Source organism: Variovorax sp. E3, assembly GCF_016082275.1.
Classification (GTDB): domain Bacteria; phylum Pseudomonadota; class Gammaproteobacteria; order Burkholderiales; family Burkholderiaceae_C; genus Variovorax.
Window position 1 is genome coordinate 1 of record NZ_MOWM01000099.1, and the last position, 18,737, is coordinate 18,737.

Genomic DNA, 18,737 nt, shown 5'->3' on the forward strand with positions numbered 1-18,737 from the left:
GGCGCGGGCGCGGCGGCGGGCTGGCCCAGCAGGCTGCCCACCAGCGCCGCGACGTTCGCCGCAGGCACGCCCACCAGCAGCTGCCGCAGCATCGTCAGCGTGTCGAAGTACACGCGCTCGCACACCAGCCGGTCGCCCTCGAAGATGAAGAACGCGTTCATGCGGCAGCGAAAGCTGTTGCCCGTCGGCGGAATGCCCTTCAGCGGGCCGCGGTGCGTGCCCAGCAGCCAGAACTCCACGACCACCGAGTCGTCCGCGTGCCGCAGCTGGATGATTTCGTGGCGCTGGTCCGGGAAGGCGCGGCGCGTGTCGATGTAGTACTGGCGCACGTCGGCAATGCGTCGTGCACCTCGCCGCTGGGAATCAGTTCGTAGTGCGGGTGCGGGAAGGTGCCGAGCACGGCGTCGAAGTCCTGGCGGGTCTCGTCGGCGAAATGGTCGAGCACGAGGCGCTCGCGGCGGGCTTGAAGTTCGGTGCGGGGTGTGTTCATCGGGGTGTGCTCCATGTGACAGGGAATGACAGGGGCTCCGGGTTGCCGCGAATGCGCTGGCCGGGGCTCGCTGCGTACTATCGGCAGCCCCTCGAACCAAGACTGTCCGGTGTTGGCAATCGCCGCTCCGGACAAACCCGCGATGCCACGCACGCCCGTCTCCACCCTTCCCGCCGAACCCGCGTCCGCCGACGCGCAGCCCTCCCCGGTGCACAACAGCGACATGCGGCTGGCCGGCGACGTGCAGCAGCGCCTGCTCGACGTCGCGCACCGGCGCACGCTGGCGCGCGGGGAGTCGCTGTTCCACAAGGGCTCGCAGCCCGACGCGCTGTTCGGCGTGGTCAGCGGGTCATTGCGCGTGAGCGTGGTGGCGCCGGGCGGGCGCGAGGCGGTGATCGCGATGCTCGAACCGGGCCACTGGTTCGGCGAGGTGTCGCTGCTGGTGGGGCGCGAGCGCGTCTACGACACCTGCGCGGTCGACACCACCGAGATGGCCGTGGTCGCGGCGGCCGATTTCCACCGCCTGGTGGCCGCGCACCCCGAGGTGCACATGGCTTTCACGCGGCTGGTGTGCCTGCGGCTGCGGCAGGCGCTGGCGTGGATCGACGACGTGATCCTGATGCCGCTGCCCGTGCGGCTCGCGCACCGGCTGCTGACGCTCGACGCGCACGGCGACCGGGCGGGCGAGGGCGGCGGCACGCTCTTGGGCGTGTCGCAGGAAGACCTGTCGTTCATGCTCGGCGTGTCGCGCCAGAGCGTGAACCGGCAGCTCAAGCTGTGGGAGGAAGACGGTACGCTGCGCGTGCGCTACCGTGCCATCGAGCTGCTCGATCGCGCGCAACTCGAGCGGCACGCGGCCACGCCGAGCTGAATCGGGCGGGGCCGCGCGGGGCCGCGCGGGGCGAGCCTTTCAGTCCATCCGCGCGCCCGAAGCCTTCACCGCCTTCTCCCAGCGCGGCGTCTCCGTCGCCAGGAAGCGCGCGAAGTCCTCGCTGCCCAGGTAGGCCGGGTCGGCGCCCTGGCTCACCATGCGGTCGCGCACCTCGGGGTTGTTCAGCACCTGCTTGAAGGCGTCGCTGAGCCTGGCGACCACGTCTTTCGGCGTGTCCTTCGGCGCGAGGAAACCGTAGAAGCCCACCACCTCGAAGCCCTTGACGCCCGACTCGATCACCGTCGGCACGTCGGGCAGGGCGGGGTTGCGCTCGCGGCTGGTCACGGCCAGCGCACGCACCTTGCCCTGCTTGTGGTAGTTGGCCGCCTGCGGAATCGACTCGGCCATGAACTGCACCTGCCCGCCCATCAGGTCGGTGAAGGCCGGCGCGCTGCCCCGGTAGGGGATGTGCACCATGAAGATGCCGGTCGCGGTCTTGAACATCTCGGGCACCAGGTGGCTGATGCCGCCGTTGCCGGCCGAGCCGTAGTTGACCTGGCCGGGCCGCGCCTTGGCGTAGTCGACGAACTGCTTGAGGTTCTGCACCGGCAGCTTGGGCGTGACCAGCAGCGCCAGCGGCTGCATGGCGGTGCGCGCGATGGGCACGAAGTCGCGCTGCGTGTTGTAGGGCAGCTTGCTGTAGAGCGCGCCGTTGATCACGGCCACGCCGGTGTTGGCCAGCATGAGCGTGTAGCCGTCGGCGGGGCTCTTGGCCACGGCGTCGGCCCCGACCGATCCGCCGGCGCCGGGCTTGTAGTCGACGATCAGCGGCTGGCCCAGCACGGCCTGCAGCTTGTCGGTCAGAAGGCGCGCGTGCTGGTCGAGCGGGCCGCCGGCCGGAAAGCCGATGACCAGCTTGATCGGCTTGTCGGGGTAGGCGGCCAGCGCGGCCGTGCCGAGGCTGAAAGAAAGGACCGCCAGCGCGGTCCGGATGGGCGTGTTCATGATCCGTCTCCTTGTTGTGGAGACGATCATAAGCAGCCCGCTCAGCCGGCCAGCGTGGCCTTCAGCGTGATCTCGGGCACGCTCGCCAGCGCCTTCGACAGCGGGCAGCCGGCCTTGGCGGCGGCCGCGATCTGCTGGAACCTGGCTTCGTCGAGCTTGGGCACGGCGGCGTCGAGTTCGAGCGCGATGCGGTCGATCTTGAAACCGTCGCCGTCCTTGGCCAGGCGCACGGCCGCCTTGGTGTCGATCCTGCTGGCCGTGAAGCCTTCCTTCTCGAGCGCGAAGGCAAAGGCCATCGTCAGGCAGGCTGCATGGGCCGCGCCGACGATCTCCTCGGGGTTGGTGCCGCGCTTGTCGTCCTCGAAGCGGCTGGCGAAGCCGTAGGGGTAGTCCTTGAGGGCGCCGGTCTCGGTGCTGACCTGGCCCTTGCCGGTCTTGCCGGCGCCTTCCCAGTGAACGCTTGCGTGCTTGTCTGCTGCCATGGAATTTCCTTTGAAAGACCGCAGGTATCGCGCCGAAATGCGTGGCTGTCTGTAGTCGCAGGGCGCATCGTGCGTGGCGGTGGCACCGGCGACGCCGGTGCCGCGCCCCTGGCCGGTGTCAGCCGATGCCAGCCGCCCTCAGCCGCCGTGCACGCCGGCGGTGCTGCGCGTCATCTGCGCCCGGACTTCGCCCTCTGGCCAGGCGCGGGTCGATATGCCGACATACCAGAGGCCGGCCATGAGGTCGGCCATCTGTGCCGGCGTCAGCATGCTCGTGCCGGTGAGCTCGTAGCCGTCGGAGCCCGGGTTGAGCTGCACGGCCTGGGTGTGCGGCGGCAACCGGATCGCCAGCGGGCCGTTGCTGCCCCTGGCGGCGGGGCCGTAGAAGCCCGCGAGCGTTGCCGGCCCGCTCAGGCGCGCGTAGGTCACGCGCCACGTGAACGCGCCGGTGGCCAGCGTCAGTGTGCCGAACATCGAGCCGCCGCCCTTGCCGGCGTGGGGCGGGACCACGTCCCGGGTTTCGAGCGAGCCGTCGACCATGAACCAGGTCGGCGGCGTCGGGGGCTGCGAGTCCGTCGCCGGCGCCGGTGCTTCGAACCGGGAAGCCAGCGCGCAGCCGGACGCGGCCAGCGCGGTCAACGTGCTGCCCAGCAGCAGGGATCTTCGGCGCAGTGTTTGTCGTACGAGCTCGGGCATGAGAAAGAGCAGCAGGCTGCGGGCGCATGGCCCGGGGCCTGCACGATAGCCGATGGCGCGGCGTACGAAAAAAGGGCGTCACCTAGGCGACGCCCCACGGGCTTCCCCGATGGGAGCGGCGCGCCCGGCGGCTTAGGCTGCATGCAGCCCGCTTTTTTCTCCCCTCTCGCTCCCCGCCTGTTCTCACCATGCAACAACGCCCGCATTACAAGTTCTGGCCCAAACGCCTTCCCCATTCGATCACCGTCCCCGCCACCTCGCTGTGGCACAACCTGGCCACCTCGGCCGCCCGCTACCCGGACAAGCCCGCGCTCGTGTTCTTCGGCCGCGTGCTCAGCTATGGCGAGTTCGCCGCGCAGGCCGAGCGCCTGGCCGGCGCGCTGCATGCGCTGGGCGTGAAGCGCGGCGACCGCGTGATCCTGGACATGCAGAACTGCCCGCAGCTGGTGATCGCGCATTTCGCGATCCTGCGCGCCAATGCCGTGGTGGTGCCGGTCAACCCGATGAACCGTGCCGAGGAGCTCAAGCACTACATCACCGACCCCGACGCCAAGGTGGCGATCATCACCGGCGACCTCGCGGCCGAACTGGCCAAGGCCAGCGATGCGCTGCCGCCCGCGCAGCGGCTGTCGCACATGATCGTGACCCAGTTCACCGACGCCTTCGACGCCGACGCGTCGGGCGACGACGCCCCGGCGCCGGCCTGGAAAGACTGGCTCACCACCCGCCATCCGCTGCCCGCGCTGGCCGACGGCCAGGTCATGGCGTGGACCGACGCGCTGGCCGCCGGCCACCCGGCGCCCGCGCACGTGGTGGGCGCCAACGACATGGCGCTGCTGCCCTACACCAGCGGCACCACCGGCCTGCCCAAGGGCTGCGTGCACCACCATTCGAGCCTGATGCACAACGCCATGGCCGGCCAGATGTGGGGCGGCTCGACCTCCGAGGCGGTGGTGCTGGCCGTGGTGCCCATGTTCCACATCACGGGCGTGGTCAGCATGATGCACACCGCCATCCTGGCGGCGGCCACGCTGGTCATCATGCCGCGCTGGGACCGCGACGTGGCCGGCCGGCTCATCTCGCGCTGGAAGGTCACGGCCTGGACCAACATCCCGACCATGGTCATCGACCTCATGGCCAGCCCGAATTTCGCGAGCTACGACCTGTCGAGCATGAACTACATCGGCGGCGGCGGCGCGGCCATGCCGCAGGCGGTGGCGCAGCGGCTGTTCGAGCAGTACGGCCTGAAGTACCAGGAGGGCTACGGCCTCACCGAGACCGCCGCGCCCTCGCACACAAACCCGTCGGACAACCCCAAGCAGCAGTGCCTGGGCATTCCGTTCATGAGCACCGACGCGCGCGTGGTCGACCCCGACACGCTGGTCGAAATGCCCGTCGGCGAATCGGGCGAAATCATCATCCACGGCCCCGAGGTGTTCCAGGGCTACTGGAAGCGCCCCGACGCCACGGCCTCGGCTTTCGTCGAGTTCGAGGGCAAGCGCTTCTTCCGCTCGGGCGACATGGGCCGCATGGACGAGGACGGCTACTTCTTCATCACCGACCGCCTCAAGCGGATGATCAACGCGAGCGGTTTCAAGGTGTGGCCGGCCGAGGTCGAGCTGCTGATGTTCCGCCACCCCGCGATCCAGGAGGCCTGCGTCATCTCGACCAAGGACGACTACCGCGGCGAATCGGTCAAGGCCGTGGTGGTGCTGCGCGCCACGCACAAGGACACGACCGAGCAGGAAATCATCGACTGGTGCCGCGAGAACATGGCGGTCTACAAGATCCCGCGCAAGGTGCAGTTCGTGGACGCGCTGCCCAAGAGCGGCAGCGGCAAGGTGATGTGGCGGTTGCTGCAGGAAGACGAAGGCAAGGCGAAGTGAGCGCGGCGCGCCTTACTTGCGGCCCAGCGACTTCAGCAGCGAACCCGCCTCTTTCCGTCCGTCCGAAGTGATGGACGGCGAGGCCACCGCCTTGCCCAGGTAGTCCACCACCTTGTGCCGGTTCTGGTTCGGCCCTTCCCACAGGAAGAGCCGCCCCAGTTCCAGCGCGGCGTCGCCGTCGCCTTGCGCGTAGGCCTTCTCGAACCAGAAACGCGCCCAGCGGAAGTTGCCTTCGTCGCGGTAGCAGATGGCAAGGTTGGCGCAGCCCGCCACGTCGCCCGCCTTGGCGGCCTTGCGGTACCAGTCGCGCGCGGCTTCGGGGTTCTGCTTCACGCCGATGCCGTGGTCGAGAAAGTAGCCGACGCTGTTCAGCGCGTGGGTCTCGCCGGCGGCGGCGGCCTTGAGGAACAGCGAGAGGGCCTTCTTGTGCGCGCCGGCGTCCCATGCGTCGTTGGCCGCGAGGAACCAGTCGTCCTGGGTGGGTTCTTGCATGGTGCGTGCTCTCCTTCGAAGCAGGGCTCAAAAGAAAAAGTCTGTGTACCGACCGGTTCCGGCGCGTGGATCACTTAGCCTCGATCGGTTCCGTCATTCTGCCTATCTCCGGCTTCTTCATGCATTTGCGCGCGCTGCTGCTTTTCAGCCTTCTTGCCTTTTCCCCCTTCCTGACCCACGCCGCGCCCCGTTCCTGCCTTGTCGTCGGCATCAGCGACGGCGACACCCTTACCGCGCGCTGCGGCCGCACCGGCGCCTACGAGCGCGTCAAGGTGCGCATCGCGGCCATCGACGCCCCCGAAAAAGCGCAGCCCTATGGTCAGCGCAGCCGGCAGGCGCTCAGCAGCCTGTGCTTCAGCGAGACCGCGCTCATCTCCGAGGTCGACACCGACCGCTACGGCCGCACCGTGGCCGACGTCAGCTGCAACGGCGAGGACGTCGGCAGCCGCATGGTGTCCGAAGGCTGGGCCTGGGTCTACGACTACAACAACATCGTGACCAAGCGCGGCGGCGGGCTCTTCAAGCTCGAGGCCAAGGCGCGTGCGCAGCACCGTGGCCTGTGGGCCGATGCCAAGCCGACGCCGCCGTGGGACTGGCGCCGCCGCGAGCACAACTCGCGCCCCAACGGGTTCTTCTTCTGAGCCTGAAGCAGGGCGCCGGCGCCAAGGCCAAGCCTCAGGCGCCGACCCAGAAGTCGATCTCGCGCAGCGCCGCGCCGCCGGGCTTCAGGTAGCCCTTCTGCCAGCTGTCGCCGTCTTCCAGCCCCTTCCATTGCTTCGAGGGCTTCTGCACCGCGCGCCGAAAGCGCCAGCGGTACTGGTTGTAGATCGACATGATGTTGGTCGCATACGCCGACGCCAGCCCCGGCGCGTCGCGCACGATCAGCAGGTTCTCGTCGTTGATGCCGCTGGCCTTGGGCCCTAGGTTGTGCGAGCCGGTCAGCAGCACCGGGTGGTCTGAAAACGGATCGACCAGCACGACCTTGCTGTGCACCATGGCGAAGGTGTCGGGCAGCTTCTTCAGCTCGCGGCGGAACCACTTGGTCGGCGCGTCGATGGCGGCGGGCAGCACCACGTCGAAGTCGGCTTTCTGCGAGTTGGCCTGGTCGAACAGCTCCACGGGGTGGGCCGTGGTGCTCGGGTCCTGGTTGATCACGCCCTTGATGTAGAGCCGGTGCTCGCCGTCGCCGGCGCGCGCGGTGTCGATGATCTCGTTGAGCAGCGTGTCGGCCGGGCCGGGGTTGAACATCAGGAACAGCACCGCCTGTTGCGCGCCCTGCACGATGGCGCGCGCCTCTTCCAGGTCGACCTGGCCCACGGTCGGCGTGAACCACAGCCGCGTGGGCGCGGGGCCGACCTTGGTGGCGCGCGGGCGGCTGTTCTCGTCCTTCAGCGTCTGCGGCGTCTGGTCGCCGGCGTCCTTGAGCAGGTCCCACTGCTTGCGGTATTCGCGCGCCAGTTCGAAGTCGTCGAGCAGCAGCGAGTTGTTGGCCTGCGTGCACAGGCCGGTCTGCGTCCAGTTCTGGCTGCCGGTCCACACCCAGCGCGGCTTCTGTTCGGCGTCGCAGATGACGAGGAACTTGTTGTGCCCCAGCGCGCGCGGCGACACCATGCGGTCGTGCAGGTCGATCTTGGCGGCCAGCCGTTCGCGGGCGGCGGCGTTCTGGTCTTCGCCTTTCTTCTTCACGCTGCCGTTGGCCAGCACCACGTGCGCGCGCTTGCGGAATTTTTCGAGCGCGGTCTCCAGCGCCTCGTCGTCCAGCTCGTAAAGGGCCGCGTACACGTCGCGCTTCTCGCTCGCCGCTTGCGCCAGCAGCGCGAACAGGCGCTCGCCCAGCGGGCCCATGAGGTAGGCGCGAAACGGATCGTCGGGCGTCTCGATGACCTTGCGCAGCTTCTTCGTCTTGAGGTCGTCGGCGGTGATGCCCAGCCGCCGCGACACCCACTGCGAGGCGACGATGCCGCGATTGAAGTACGCCTCGATCTTGGGCGACACCTCGTGGTCGAGCACGATGGCGTCGGTCCACTCGCTGGCGTCGTCGCTGTCGGCGCGCAGGTTCTTGCGGTCGGGGCCGACCATCGGCACCACGCGGTACTGCAGGCGGTCGCCGGGGTGGGCCATGTAGTCGGTCCACTGGTACTTCTGGATCGGCCAGTTGGTGGACGCGCGGCGCTCGCCGTCCTTCTGCTTTTCATCGGCGAAGCCGACCCAGGTGCTGACCACTTCCTCCACGCCGTTGCGCCGCCGCATGAGCGCGAAGCCCCGGCAGTCCTTGATGAAGCCTTCGGGTTTCCAGGCGATGAACGCATCGTCGCCGTTGTGATGGACCTTCACTTGCATGGCGTGCTCCTGTTGCAGCCCGCATTGAGTGCAAGCGCCATGACATGGCAATGACAGGCCCGCGCGGGCCTTCGCGCGGCGTCAGCAGGCGCCGTGGACCCAGCAGCGCAGCGACGGGAAGAACAGCCCCGCTACGAAGGTGATCGCGCAGAACACCAGCAGGATCAGCGCCGCCATGCGCAGGCCTTCGGCGTTCCAGCGCGGCGCGAAGTTGTTGAAGATGAAGCCCGAGAGAAAAGTGCCCTCGAGGTAGTCGGCGCCGCCCCAGCGCAGCACCCAGAGCCACAGCAGCGCCTGCGCCGCGTGCAGCACGATCCACAGCGTGAGCGACATCGCTGCTGCGCCGCCTCAGGACTCGCCCTTGCCCTGCACGTCGGCCACCACGCGCGCATTGCGCTGGAAACTCCAGTAGGCGCCGGCCCAGTCCATCATCACGACGATGCGGTTGCGAAAGCCGATCAGGAAGTACGCGTGCGCGAACAGCCAGAACAGCCACGCCAGCCGGCCGCTGAAGCGCAGCGGGCCGAAGGGCGTGCCCAGGTCGACCACCGCCGAGTTGCGCCCGATGGTGGCGAGGTTGCCGTAGTCGGCGTAGCGAAACGGCACGGTCGGCTGGCCCGCGATGCGGCGCAGGATGTTGGCCGCCGCCGCGCGCCCCATCTGCTTGGCGCCGGGCGACACGCCGGGCACCGGCCTGGGCGGCTTGCCGGGCGCGTGGCTCATGGCGGCGGCCAGGTCGCCCACCACGCTGATGTCGGGGTAGCCCGCCAGGCTCAGGTCGGGCTCGACCTTGATGCGGCCCGCGCGGTCGCACTCCACGCCCGTGGCATTGCCGAGCATGCGGCCCAGCGGCGAAGCCGCCACGCCGGCGGCCCAGACCACGCAGCTGCTATCGATTCGGTAGCTGGCAACCGCCGTGCCGCCCGCGCCGCCGCCGGTCTGCACTTCGAGCCCGGTGGCGTCGATGGCGGTCACGCGCGCGTTCAGGCGCACCTCGACGCCCAGCCGCTCGAGCTGCTCCAGCGCCTTCTGGCTCAGTGACTCGGGCATGGCCTGCAGCACGCGCGGGCCGCCTTCGACCAGCAGCACCTGGGCGCTGGCCGGGTCGATGTGGCGGAACTCGCCCGACAGCGTGTGCTTGGCGATCTCGGCCAGCGTGCCGGCCATTTCGACGCCGGTCGGGCCGGCGCCGATCACCACGAAGGTGAGCAGGGCGCGGCGGCGTTCGGGGTCGGTGGTGATCTCGGCCGTCTCGAACGACAGCAGCACGCGGCGGCGGATTTCGAAGGCATCGGCCAGCGTCTTCAGGCCCGGCGCCACGGGCGCCCACTGGTCGTTGCCGAAGTAGCTGTGGGTGGCGCCCGCCGCGACGATCAGGTGGTCGTAGGGCACGCTGTCGCCGTTGGCCAGCCGCACGGCGCGCGTGGCGGGGTCGATGCCGCTCACTTCGCCCAGCAGCGTGGTGATATGCGGCTGCTTGCGGAACAGCGCGCGCACCGGCGCCGCGATCGACGGCGCCGCGAGCCCGGCGGTCGCCACCTGGTAGAGCAGGGGCTGGAACAGGTGGTGGTTGGTCTTGTCGATCACCGTCACGTCGACGGCCGCGTTCTGCAGCTTGCGTGCCGCTTCGAGTCCGCCGAATCCGCAGCCGACGATGACGATTCGTGGCCTGCCCGAGGGGTTGGTCGTTTGCATCCGACGGATGATACGCAGCCGCCATGCACGCTCCGGCGTCTTGTGCCACAGTGGCTGCCCGCCGATTTCCGGGCGGCGCGGCGGCGGCGTTTTGTCCTACGCCCCGCTGTCACCCGGATGGGCTACAACTTGCGGCTGACCCGACTGGAGACCCCATGACGCTTTCCCGGCCGATCACACAGGCGGCGAGCGCACTGCGCGACAGATTCCGCGAGGTGCGCGCCACGAGCCTGGCGCTTGCCGCCCCGCTTTCCGCCGAAGACCAGTGCATCCAGTCGATGCCCGACGCGAGCCCCACCAAGTGGCACCTGGCGCACACCACGTGGTTCTTCGAGACGGTGCTGCTGCAGCCGCACGCCACGGGTTACCAGCCTTTCGACACGCGCTTTCATTACCTCTTCAACTCGTACTACGAAGCGCTCGGCCCGCGCCATCCGCGTCCGCACCGGGGCCTGCTCACGCGGCCGTCAGTGGACGAGGTGCATGCGTACCGCCGGCATGTGGACGAGGCGGTGGTGGCGCTGCTTGAAGAGGCCGGCATCGACTGGGCGGCCATCGAGCCCATCGTCACGCTCGGGCTGAACCACGAGCAGCAGCACCAGGAGCTGCTGCTCACCGACATCCTGCATGCGCTGTCGTGCAACCCGATGCTGCCAGCGTACAAGCCCGCGAGCGGCCCGGCGCTGCGGCTGGCCGCCGTGCCGCCCGCGGTGCGCTGGATCGCGCAGCCCGGCGGCGTGGTCGAGGTCGGCTTCGCGGGGCACGATTTTTCTTTCGACAACGAGACCCCGCGCCACCAGGCGCTGGTGCAGCCGCACGCCATGGCCGACCGGCTGGTGAATTGCGGCGACTTCGCGCAGTTCATTGCCGACGGCGGCTACCAGCGGCCCGAGCTGTGGCTGTCCGACGGATGGGCGGCGGTGCAGGCGAACGGCTGGCGCCACCCGGCGTACTGGCTCGCGCCCGACGATCCGCGCCTGGGCTTCGGTGTGCAGCAGGCGCAGGGCGCGGCGGGATGGCATGTGTTCGGCCTGCACGGCGTGCGCCCGATGGAAGCCGACGCGCCCGTGTCGCAACTCAGTTTCTACGAAGCCGCCGCGTATGCCGAATGGGCCGGCGCGCGCCTGCCGACCGAGTTCGAATGGGAAGCCGCCTACGACGCGCCCGGCATCGTGCAGATGACGGGCCACGTGTGGCAGTGGACGCGTTCGTCGTATGACCCGTATCCGGGCTTCAGGCCGATGCCCGGCATCGCGGCCGAATACAACGGCAAGTTCATGGTGGGGCAGCTGGTGCTGCGCGGCGGCAGCGTGGCCACGCCGGCCGGGCATGCGCGGCCCAGCTATCGCAACTTCTTTCCGCCGGCGGCGCGCTGGCAGTTCTCGGGGCTGCGGCTCGCGAAAGACCTTTGATCATGCGCAATCCAACCTCGTCTTCTTCCTCGCTGTCGTTCGTGCCTGCGAAGGCACGCGCCGCGTCCGCCCCTGAAACCGCCGCCGCGCCGCTGTCGGAGTTCGGCCGCGAGATGCAGGCCGGGCTCGCGAGATCGCCGCGCAGCATTTCGCCCAAGTTCTTCTACGACGTGGCCGGTTCGCAGCTGTTCGACCGCATCTGCGAACTGCCGGAGTACTACCCGACGCGCACCGAACTGCGCATCCTCGGCGAGTGCGCCGGCGAGATCGCGGCGCAGATCGGCCCGAATGCCGAGATCGTGGAGTTCGGCGCGGGCTCGCTCACCAAGGTGCGTCTGCTGCTCGATGCGCTGGAGTCGCCCAAGCGCTATCTGCCGATCGACATCTCCGGCGAGCACCTCGAGGCGGCGGCCGAGCGGTTGAAGGCCGACTATCCGGCGCTCGTGGTGCAGCCCATTGCCGCAGACTACACGATGCCGATGGTGCTGCCCGCGCCGATGGCTGGCGCCGGCCGAAGGGTCGGGTTTTTTCCGGGTTCGACGATCGGGAATTTCGAGCCTGACGAGGCGTTGGCTTTTCTGCAGCTGGCTGCGCGGATGTTGCGTGGCGGTGGGCTCTTGATCGGGGTCGATCTGGTGAAGGAACCGGGGCGGTTGCATGCGGCTTATAACGATGCGCAAGGGGTGACGGGGGAGTTCAATCTCAACCTGCTGCGCCGGGCGAATGCGGAGTTGAATGCGGACTTCGACCTTGATGGGTTTGCCCATGCGGCGTTCTACAACGCGCCTCGGCGGCGGATCGAGATGCATCTGGTGAGCGTCGTGCCCAGAGCGTTTCGTTGAACGGGGAAAGGTTCGGGTTTGAGGAGGGCGAGACTATTCATACGGAGTACTCGCACAAGTTCACTGTCGACGGGTTGCGTGCTCTGGCCGCTCGGGCAGGGTTCAAGCCAGGGGCTGTGTGGACGGATCCTGAGAGGCTCTTCAGCGTTCACTGGCTGGCTGCCTAGTTTGTTTTTCGGGGCCGGGTCTCGCCCCGGCGGGCGACTCACTTTCTTTTGCTTCGCCAAAAGAAAGTAAGCAAAGAAAAGGCGACCCCACTGTCTGCGACCCTCCGTTTCGCTGCGGGCAACCTGCGGTGCTCGCCCTCCACGCGGAACTGCCGCTGTGCGGCAGTTCCGTTCGCGCCGAGCGAAGCAATGGCGCGTTCGGTTCCCAATCCCTTCTGGCTGCGCCGAGGAGCGGAGCGTTTCGCGGACAAGGGCTCGTCCTTGTTTGAGCGAAGCGAGTTTGGACGAGACCCCGCGAAACGCGAGCACCGCAGGTTGCCCGCAGCGAAGCGGAGGGTCGCAGACGGTAGGGTCGCCTTTCTTTTGCCTACGTTTCTTTGGCGAAGCAAAGAAAAGTAGGTCGCCCGCCGGGGCGAGACCCGGCCCCGGAAAACAAACTCCCCAAACAAGGTAGAAAAACCAGCGAAGAAAGCTGCAGTCCGCAGCAGCGGCACAATACCCCTCGCCCCGTGCGGCAGCGCAACGGCCAGCGCCCGCAACCCCTCCCCCTGGAGACCAAGACCATGAAAGCAACCTGGAACGGCGTCACCGTCGCCGAAAGCGACGACACCGTGCTCGTCGAAGGCAACCACTATTTCCCGATGAGCTCGCTCAATCGCGATCACGTCACCTTCAGCAACCACAAGACCACCTGCCCCTGGAAGGGCACCGCGAGCTACTACTCGCTGCTGGTCAACGGCGAACTCAACACCGACGCCGCCTGGTACTACGCCGACCCGAAGCCGGAAGCCGAAGAGATTCGCGACCGCGTCGCCTTCTGGAAGGACGTGAAGGTCAGCGCGCAGTGACCACGGCCGCCTTCACTCCCCCGTTCATCGCCCCCGCCGACCTGCCCGCCGCCCTGCGCGACCAGGGCTACGCGGTGCTGAGCCCCCAGGGCGTCAGCGAATGGCTCGGCGCCCCGCTCGCGCAGCTCGAAGCGCTGCACGCGGACTGGAACGAACTCCCGCCCGACGAGTACCTGAAGGACGGCGGCCGCTACCGCACGCGGCGCCACGCCTGCTTCACCGTCGAGCCCGACGACCACGCCACGCTCGCGCAGGTGCCGCACCGCGCGCACTGGCAGCCGGTCGAATACAACGCGCTGCACGGCGGCATGCAGCGCTGGTTCGCGCCGATGCTCGACGCCACCGTGGCGCAACCCGTGTGGCAGCGCCTGCTGCAGCAGCTGGGCAAGGCCAGCAGCGACATGCGCGGCGCGCCGCAGCGCTGGTACGTGGAAGCGCACCAGTTCCGCATCGACACCGCCGGCGGCATCGGCCGCCCGACGCCCGAAGGCGCGCACCGCGACGGTGTGGACCTGGTGGCTGTCGCGCTGGTCGGCCGGCAGGGCATCAAGGGCGGCGAGACGCGCGTGTTCGAGGCCAACGGCCGTCGCGGCGAACGCTTCACCATGACCGAGCCCTGGACCCTGCTGGTGCTCGACGACGCGCGCGTGATCCACGAGTCCACGCCGATCCAGCCGCTGGAAGAGGGCGGCGAAGGCTGGCGCGACACGCTCGTGATCACCTGCCGAGCCAAGGGTTTTCAGGGAGACTGAAAACCGCCCGGCGGCGCATGCGCAAGGCGCCGCGCCGTCGCTGGCTTGAGTCCTACAGTCCGCCCGCCGAACAGCGGTTAAATTCGAGCCCCGGCTCTTTGTGAGCCGTGTCTGTCTGCTGCGAACGAAAGCGAGGTCCGCCATGTTCAATCACATCCTGGTACCCATCGACGGCTCCGAAACTTCCATGCTCGCTGTCAGCAAGGCCAGCGGCCTCGCGCTGGCCTTTGGAAGCCGCATCACGCTGATTCACGTGATCGACAACTACCCCTTCATCGGCGTGGGCGCGGACTACGCGCTCGGCCAGAACGAATACCTCGCCGCGGCCACGGCCAGCGCCAACGCGGCGCTCGCGCGCGGCGTGGCAGCCTTGGCGGCCGAAGGCCTGCACAGCGACCAGCGCGTGATCGACGGCCACGTGGTGCACGAAGGCATCGTCGACACGGCCATCGCCATCGCCGCCGACCTGATCGTGATGGGCTCGCACGGGCGCAGCGGCATCGAGAAACTGCTGCTGGGCAGCGTCACGCAGCGCGTGCTGCAGGACGCGAACATGCCGGTGCTGGTGGTCAAGGGCGGCTTCCACTAGGAAGCGATTGCAAAGTCCGCTGGCCGCTTGAAGCAAAGGTCTTGCCGCGTCACCGGATGCACGAAGCCCAGCTCGCTCGCATGCAGCAGCAGGCGCGGCGCGCGGGCCTGCACGGCGGCATCGCCATACAGCGCATCACCCAGGATCGGATGGCCGATCGACAGCAGGTGCACGCGCAACTGGTGCGAGCGGCCGGTCAGCGGTTCCAGCAGCACATGCGTGGCGGCCGGCTCGCCGGGCCATGCCGACATCGCCTTCCAGCGCGTGACGCTGGGCTTGCCCGCCGGGTCGATCTTCTGCAGCGGCCGGCGCGGCCAGTCGGCCATCAGCGGGGCGTCGATCTCGGACCAGTCCTCGCACATCGGCATCGCGCCGTCGACCACGGCTTCGTAGCGCTTGTGCACCCGCCGCTCGGCAAAGGCCGTGCTCAGGGCGCGCTGCATCGCCAGGCCGCGCGCCATCACCACGAGGCCGCTGGTGCCCATGTCGAGCCGGTGCACGATCAACGCGTCGGGCCATTGCCGCAGGCGCGGGCGCTCAGGCAGTCCTGCTTGTCGTCGCCGCGGCCGGGCACGCAGAGCAGGCCGGCGGGCTTGTCGAACACCAGCAGGTACGGGTCTTCGTGAACGGGGAGCAGGGGCGGCGGCAAGGTCATGGGAGCCGTCGAGTGTAGAGAGCCTCCCAAGGGCGTTCAGGCCCCCTCATGCCGCGCTCACGGTGCCTAGGCTATCCTTGAGCGAATGTCCGGCCCCGACCCCGCTCCCGCTTCCTTTCCCCCCGCAGCCGCCGCTCTCCCGGCGGGCGCTGTCTCCCCACCCAGCTTTTCCGACCTGACCCGCGAGCGTCCCTTCATGCAGATGTGGACGGCGCGGCTCTTCGGCACCGCCGCCTCGCAGATGCTGCTGGTGGCCATCGGCTGGCACATGTACGAGCTCACCGGCAGCGCCTGGGACCTGGGCCTGGTCGGCCTCTACCAGTTCGTGCCCGCGCTGCTGCTGGCGCTGCTGGCGGGCCACATCGTCGACCGCCACCACCGGGGGCGCATCGTCGCGGCCTGTTTCGCGGTGCAGGGGCTGGTCGCGCTGGTGCTGCTGCTGGCGGTGGCGCAGAAGCACGACTCGCGCGGCCTGCTGCTGGGCCTGTCGCTGGTGCTGGGCGCGGTGCGCGCCTTCCAGATGCCGGCGCAGCAGGCGCTGACGCCGCTGCTGGTGCCGCCGACCATGCTGGCGCGGGCCATGGCCTTCAGCTCGGCCGGCATGCAGGGCGCGATCATCGGCGGCCCGGCCCTGGGCGGGCTCTTGTTCGTGGCGGGCATGGCGGTGGTCTACGGCGCCAGCGTGGTGTGCTTCGCGCTGGCCTGCGCGCTGGTGCTGCGCCTGCGCTACGCCTACACGCCGGCCGTGCGCGAGCCGGTCACGCTGGCCACGGTGTTCGCGGGCGTCGACTTCATCTGGAAACGCAAGCCCGTGCTCGGCGCGGTCTCGCTCGACCTGTTCGCGGTGCTGCTGGGCGGCGCGGTGGCGCTGCTGCCCATTTATGCCAAGGACATCCTGCACACCGGCCCCTGGGGCCTGGGCCTGCTGCGCAGCGCGCCCGCCGTTGGCGCGCTGGTGATGTCGATCGCGCTCACGCGCCGGCCGGTGGAGCGCAACATCGGGCGCACGCTGCTGCTGGCCATTGCGCTGTTCGGCCTGTGCATGGTGGTGTTCGGCATCTCGAAGAGCTTCATCGTCTCGCTCGTCGCGCTGGCGGTCTCGGGCGGGGCCGACATGGTCAACGTGGTGATCCGCCAGACGCTGGTGCAGCTGGAAACGCCCGACGCCATGCGCGGGCGGGTGAGCGCGGTCAACTCGATCTTCATCGGCGCCAGCAACCAGCTCGGCGAGTTCGAGTCGGGCGCACGGCAGCGCTGCTGGGACCGGTCGGCTCGGTGGTGGTGGGCGGGGTGGGCACGATGCTGGTCGCGCTCACGTGGTTCAAGCTGTTCCCGTCGCTGGCCCGGCGCGACCGCATGGTGGTGGCTGCGGCGCCTGTCGTCAGGCCGCCGGCGGCAACGTAGGCCGCGCGTTCAGTCGGCGAACAGGGCGCGCGCGCCCGGCACGTCGAGCTTCAGGTCGCTGACCGCCTGCGCCACGCAGGGCAGGATCCAGCCTTCTTCCTTTTCGTCGAGGCTCAGGCCCGGCCATTCGATGGTGTGGCGGGTTTCGCCCGACAGCCGCCGGCAGATGCAGGTGCGGCAGGTGCCGTTGCGGCAACTGCTGGGCATCTCGATGCCCGCGGCCTCGGCGGCCTGCAGCAGCGTGGTGCCGGCGTCGGTCTCGAACGCGAGGCCCGACGTTCGAGTCGAACCTTCATCGTTGTGGGGTCAGGGGGTGGGGTTGTTGTCGTTCTGCTGCTGTTGTTCGCGGCGTTGCTCGCGCAGCATGAAGAGGTAGAGGCTCTCGACCTTCTCGCGCGCCCAGGGGGTCTTGCGCAGGAACTTGAGGCTGGAGCTCACGCTCGGGTCGATCGCGAAGCACCGGATGGGCACCAGCTGCGCGAGCTGTTCCCATCCGTAGTGGCCGGCCAGCGCCGTCACGATGGCTTCCAGCGTGAGCCCGTGCAACGGATTGCGCGGTTGCGCGGGCTTGGCGGCCGCTGGTGCCGGCGCCGGTGCTTCGTCGGTCACTTGTTCTTGAGCTTGCCGCGCGGGATCACGGCCGTGGTGACCGTGCGAACCGGCTCGATGCCGCCGGTGCCGACGGGCTTGGGCGGCGAGGTGTCCTTCTTCGGTTTCTTCGCTTCCTTGGTGCTGCGTTGCTGACCCTTGGCCATGTCGATTTCTCCTGTTGTTACGACGGATGCAACAAGCAGTTTAGCGGTGCGGCGACAATACGCGGTTCCATTGATTTCCCCGCATTCATGTCAGATTACGAAGTTCGCCCCGCCACCCTGCGCGACGCCAAGGCCGTCGCCGAAGTCCATGCCCTGGCCGCCAAGGCCGCCTACGAAGGCATCCTTCCCGAAGAAGAGCTGCGCACGCTGGCCCCGGCCTCGCGCGAAGCCAAGTGGCGCGAAGCCATCGAATACAGCGAACCCCAGGTGCATGTGGTCACCTTCGAGGGCCAGATCGTCGGCTTCGTGGGCTTCGACCGCTCGCGCGACCCCAAGACCCCGCCCACCACCGGTGAAATCTGGGCCATCTACGTCAAGCCCGAGCACTGGGGCAAGGCGCCGGCGTGGCCCTGTGGGACGCCGCCCGCGAAGGCCTGGGCGAAGAAGGCTGCACCACCGTCACCATCTGGGTGCCCATTCGCAACGACCGGGCCATGCGCTTCCACGAACTCGCGGGCTTCAAGCGCGAGATGAAGACGGCCAAGACCACCGCCCTGGGCACCGTGCGTGTCGAGGAAATCCGCCTGAAGCGCGACGTTTCCTGACAGACCGACCGGGCCGCCGACATGGACGCAAACAGCACCGCCACCCTGGGCCACGCCGCGCGCGTGCGCTCGCACCAGCGCCGCACGAGCGTCGTGCAATGGATTCGCCGCACCCACGGCTGGTTCGGCCTCTGGGGCGCGGTGCTGGGGCTGCTGTTCGGCTTCAGCGGCATCTGGCTCAACCACCGCAACGTGCTGAAGCTGCCGCAGGCGCAAGAGCGCACGCGCGCCCAGCTGGCCCTGCCCGAGCCGGCGCCCGAAACGCCCGAGGCCATGAGCCAGTGGCTGCAGAACGCGCTGCGCCTGGGCGCACCGCCCAACTCCAGCCGCATCGAGCCGGCCAAGCCCGTGGCCTGGGCCGACAAGAGCGACCGGGGCGCCCCGGCGCTCACGCAGCCGGCGCACTGGGTCTTCAACTTCGGCGGCCCCAATGAAACGGTGCAGGCCGAGTACTGGCAGGGCAACCGCTCGGTCGGTGTCACCACCACGCACAACGGCTTTGTCGCCACGCTCACCAGCATGCACAAGGGCGGCGGCATGCCGCTGCCCTGGATCCTGCTGGTCGACACGCTGGCCGGCAGCCTGATCTTCCTGTCGCTCTCGGGCGTGGCGCTGTGGATGCTCACGCACCGCCGCCGCCGTGTCGGGCTGGCGCTGTTCGGCGCCTCGCTGACCGCCGTGCTGGTCATTGCGCTGAGCGCGCTCTGATCCGGTCATAGTGCACGGCCCGGCCGTGCGTTCGGGGCGACAA

General features: G+C 68.9%; 17 protein-coding genes and 6 pseudogenes. 11 read left to right on the plus strand and 12 right to left on the minus strand.

Annotated elements, in window-relative coordinates:
* Positions 1-490: pseudogene (locus tag BMG07_RS45075) on the minus strand (ester cyclase); the annotation flags it as partial.
* A 142-nt stretch (positions 491-632) separates the two neighbouring features.
* Here BMG07_RS45075 and BMG07_RS26965 point away from each other — a divergent pair.
* Positions 633-1,361, plus strand: a complete 729-nt coding sequence (locus BMG07_RS26965) for a Crp/Fnr family transcriptional regulator (protein WP_198087105.1) — start codon at positions 633-635, stop codon at positions 1,359-1,361.
* A 39-nt stretch (positions 1,362-1,400) separates the two neighbouring features.
* On the opposite strand, the gene BMG07_RS26970 is transcribed toward BMG07_RS26965, so the two are convergent.
* The 3 genes from BMG07_RS26970 to BMG07_RS26980 form a co-directional block, all read right to left on the minus strand.
* Complete coding sequence (locus BMG07_RS26970) at positions 1,401-2,366, minus strand: tripartite tricarboxylate transporter substrate binding protein (protein ID WP_198087106.1); 966 nt, start codon at positions 2,364-2,366, stop codon at positions 1,401-1,403.
* A 41-nt stretch (positions 2,367-2,407) separates the two neighbouring features.
* A complete protein-coding gene (locus tag BMG07_RS26975) occupies positions 2,408-2,848 on the minus strand; it encodes an OsmC family protein (RefSeq protein WP_198087107.1) in 441 nt (146 codons plus the stop codon).
* 138 nt (positions 2,849-2,986) lie between these two features.
* Positions 2,987-3,544 (minus strand): CHRD domain-containing protein, encoded by a 558-nt coding sequence (locus BMG07_RS26980; protein ID WP_198087108.1) that lies wholly within the window; start codon positions 3,542-3,544, stop codon positions 2,987-2,989.
* Between the two features lie 188 nt (positions 3,545-3,732).
* Here BMG07_RS26980 and BMG07_RS26985 point away from each other — a divergent pair, with 188 nt between their 5' ends.
* Positions 3,733-5,430, plus strand: a complete 1,698-nt coding sequence (locus BMG07_RS26985) for a long-chain fatty acid--CoA ligase (RefSeq protein ID WP_198087109.1) — start codon at positions 3,733-3,735, stop codon at positions 5,428-5,430.
* Between the two features lie 12 nt (positions 5,431-5,442).
* Here BMG07_RS26985 and BMG07_RS26990 read toward each other — a convergent pair whose 3' ends face one another.
* Positions 5,443-5,922, minus strand: a complete 480-nt coding sequence (locus tag BMG07_RS26990) for a tetratricopeptide repeat protein (RefSeq protein WP_198087110.1) — start codon at positions 5,920-5,922, stop codon at positions 5,443-5,445.
* Between the two features lie 119 nt (positions 5,923-6,041).
* On the opposite strand from BMG07_RS26990, the gene BMG07_RS26995 reads away from it, so the two are divergent.
* On the plus strand, positions 6,042-6,563 hold the full coding sequence (locus BMG07_RS26995) for a thermonuclease family protein (RefSeq protein WP_198087111.1): 522 nt from the start codon (positions 6,042-6,044) through the stop codon (positions 6,561-6,563).
* A gap of 34 nt (positions 6,564-6,597) precedes the next feature.
* On the opposite strand, the gene BMG07_RS27000 is transcribed toward BMG07_RS26995, so the two are convergent.
* The 3 genes from BMG07_RS27000 to BMG07_RS27010 form a co-directional block, all read right to left on the minus strand.
* Positions 6,598-8,262 carry a phospholipase D-like domain-containing protein gene (locus tag BMG07_RS27000; RefSeq protein WP_198087112.1) on the minus strand — a complete coding sequence of 555 codons (1,665 nt, stop codon included), beginning with the start codon at positions 8,260-8,262 and terminating at the stop codon, positions 6,598-6,600.
* A gap of 81 nt (positions 8,263-8,343) precedes the next feature.
* On the minus strand, positions 8,344-8,595 hold the full coding sequence (locus BMG07_RS27005) for a hypothetical protein (protein WP_198087113.1): 252 nt from the start codon (positions 8,593-8,595) through the stop codon (positions 8,344-8,346).
* Between the two features lie 15 nt (positions 8,596-8,610).
* Positions 8,611-9,957, minus strand: coding sequence for an NAD(P)/FAD-dependent oxidoreductase (locus tag BMG07_RS27010; RefSeq protein ID WP_198087114.1), 1,347 nt, complete (start codon positions 9,955-9,957; stop codon positions 8,611-8,613).
* A gap of 155 nt (positions 9,958-10,112) precedes the next feature.
* On the opposite strand from BMG07_RS27010, the gene egtB reads away from it, so the two are divergent.
* From egtB to BMG07_RS27035, 5 genes and pseudogenes are all read left to right on the plus strand, one after another.
* Positions 10,113-11,369: an ergothioneine biosynthesis protein EgtB gene (egtB, locus tag BMG07_RS27015; RefSeq protein WP_198087115.1), complete on the plus strand. Its 1,257-nt coding sequence runs from the start codon at positions 10,113-10,115 to the stop codon at positions 11,367-11,369.
* Between the two features lie 2 nt (positions 11,370-11,371).
* Positions 11,372-12,378 (plus strand): annotated as a pseudogene (egtD, locus tag BMG07_RS27020) (L-histidine N(alpha)-methyltransferase).
* A 563-nt stretch (positions 12,379-12,941) separates the two neighbouring features.
* Complete coding sequence (locus BMG07_RS27025) at positions 12,942-13,226, plus strand: DUF427 domain-containing protein (protein WP_198087116.1); 285 nt, start codon at positions 12,942-12,944, stop codon at positions 13,224-13,226.
* The gene (locus BMG07_RS27030; protein ID WP_198087117.1) at positions 13,223-13,978 is read left to right on the plus strand and encodes a 2OG-Fe dioxygenase family protein; all 756 of its coding nucleotides are present in this window, start codon (positions 13,223-13,225) and stop codon (positions 13,976-13,978) included. Before BMG07_RS27025 ends, BMG07_RS27030 begins: the two co-directional genes overlap by 4 nt.
* Before the next feature lie 142 nt (positions 13,979-14,120).
* Entirely contained in the window at positions 14,121-14,567 is a 447-nt protein-coding gene (locus tag BMG07_RS27035; protein ID WP_198087118.1) for a universal stress protein, read from the plus strand.
* On the opposite strand, the pseudogene BMG07_RS27040 reads toward BMG07_RS27035, so the two are convergent.
* Positions 14,564-15,222 (minus strand): annotated as a pseudogene (locus BMG07_RS27040) (RluA family pseudouridine synthase). The gene BMG07_RS27035 and the pseudogene BMG07_RS27040 overlap by 4 nt on opposite strands.
* A gap of 196 nt (positions 15,223-15,418) precedes the next feature.
* Between BMG07_RS27040 and BMG07_RS27045 the strand changes: the two are divergent.
* A pseudogene (locus BMG07_RS27045) lies at positions 15,419-16,626 on the plus strand (MFS transporter).
* A gap of 9 nt (positions 16,627-16,635) precedes the next feature.
* Here BMG07_RS27045 and BMG07_RS27050 read toward each other — a convergent pair.
* From BMG07_RS27050 to BMG07_RS27060, 3 genes and pseudogenes are all read right to left on the minus strand, one after another.
* Positions 16,636-16,922: pseudogene (locus tag BMG07_RS27050) on the minus strand (2Fe-2S iron-sulfur cluster-binding protein).
* A 10-nt stretch (positions 16,923-16,932) separates the two neighbouring features.
* Positions 16,933-17,235: a VF530 family DNA-binding protein gene (locus tag BMG07_RS27055; protein WP_198087119.1), complete on the minus strand. Its 303-nt coding sequence runs from the start codon at positions 17,233-17,235 to the stop codon at positions 16,933-16,935.
* Complete coding sequence (locus BMG07_RS27060) at positions 17,232-17,381, minus strand: hypothetical protein (protein WP_172839976.1); 150 nt, start codon at positions 17,379-17,381, stop codon at positions 17,232-17,234. The genes BMG07_RS27055 and BMG07_RS27060 overlap by 4 nt, the downstream gene beginning before the upstream one ends.
* An 87-nt stretch (positions 17,382-17,468) precedes the next feature.
* On the opposite strand from BMG07_RS27060, the pseudogene BMG07_RS27065 reads away from it, so the two are divergent.
* Both BMG07_RS27065 and BMG07_RS27070 read left to right on the plus strand, forming a co-directional pair.
* Positions 17,469-17,986 (plus strand): annotated as a pseudogene (locus BMG07_RS27065) (N-acetyltransferase family protein).
* Positions 17,987-18,007: 21 nt separating this feature from the next.
* On the plus strand, positions 18,008-18,694 hold the full coding sequence (locus BMG07_RS27070; protein WP_198087120.1) for a PepSY-associated TM helix domain-containing protein: 687 nt from the start codon (positions 18,008-18,010) through the stop codon (positions 18,692-18,694).
* The last annotated feature ends 43 nt before the right edge of the window (positions 18,695-18,737 follow it).

Excerpts from the sequence above, each read along its gene's own strand:
- BMG07_RS26965 (WP_198087105.1), top strand. The coding sequence starts at position 633 with ATGCCACGCACGCCCGTCTCCACCCTTCCCGCCGAACCCGCGTCCGCC.
- BMG07_RS26970 (WP_198087106.1), bottom strand. The coding sequence starts at position 2,366 with ATGAACACGCCCATCCGGACCGCGCTGGCGGTCCTTTCTTTCAGCCTC.
- BMG07_RS26975 (WP_198087107.1), bottom strand. The coding sequence starts at position 2,848 with ATGGCAGCAGACAAGCACGCAAGCGTTCACTGGGAAGGCGCCGGCAAG.
- BMG07_RS26980 (WP_198087108.1), bottom strand. The coding sequence starts at position 3,544 with ATGCCCGAGCTCGTACGACAAACACTGCGCCGAAGATCCCTGCTGCTG.
- BMG07_RS26985 (WP_198087109.1), top strand. The coding sequence starts at position 3,733 with ATGCAACAACGCCCGCATTACAAGTTCTGGCCCAAACGCCTTCCCCAT.
- BMG07_RS26990 (WP_198087110.1), bottom strand. The coding sequence starts at position 5,922 with ATGCAAGAACCCACCCAGGACGACTGGTTCCTCGCGGCCAACGACGCA.
- BMG07_RS26995 (WP_198087111.1), top strand. The coding sequence starts at position 6,042 with ATGCATTTGCGCGCGCTGCTGCTTTTCAGCCTTCTTGCCTTTTCCCCC.
- BMG07_RS27000 (WP_198087112.1), bottom strand. The coding sequence starts at position 8,262 with ATGCAAGTGAAGGTCCATCACAACGGCGACGATGCGTTCATCGCCTGG.
- BMG07_RS27005 (WP_198087113.1), bottom strand. The coding sequence starts at position 8,595 with ATGTCGCTCACGCTGTGGATCGTGCTGCACGCGGCGCAGGCGCTGCTG.
- BMG07_RS27010 (WP_198087114.1), bottom strand. The coding sequence starts at position 9,957 with ATGCAAACGACCAACCCCTCGGGCAGGCCACGAATCGTCATCGTCGGC.
- egtB (WP_198087115.1), top strand. The coding sequence starts at position 10,113 with ATGACGCTTTCCCGGCCGATCACACAGGCGGCGAGCGCACTGCGCGAC.
- BMG07_RS27025 (WP_198087116.1), top strand. The coding sequence starts at position 12,942 with ATGAAAGCAACCTGGAACGGCGTCACCGTCGCCGAAAGCGACGACACC.
- BMG07_RS27035 (WP_198087118.1), top strand. The coding sequence starts at position 14,121 with ATGTTCAATCACATCCTGGTACCCATCGACGGCTCCGAAACTTCCATG.
- BMG07_RS27060 (WP_172839976.1), bottom strand. The coding sequence starts at position 17,381 with ATGGCCAAGGGTCAGCAACGCAGCACCAAGGAAGCGAAGAAACCGAAG.
- BMG07_RS27070 (WP_198087120.1), top strand. The coding sequence starts at position 18,008 with ATGGACGCAAACAGCACCGCCACCCTGGGCCACGCCGCGCGCGTGCGC.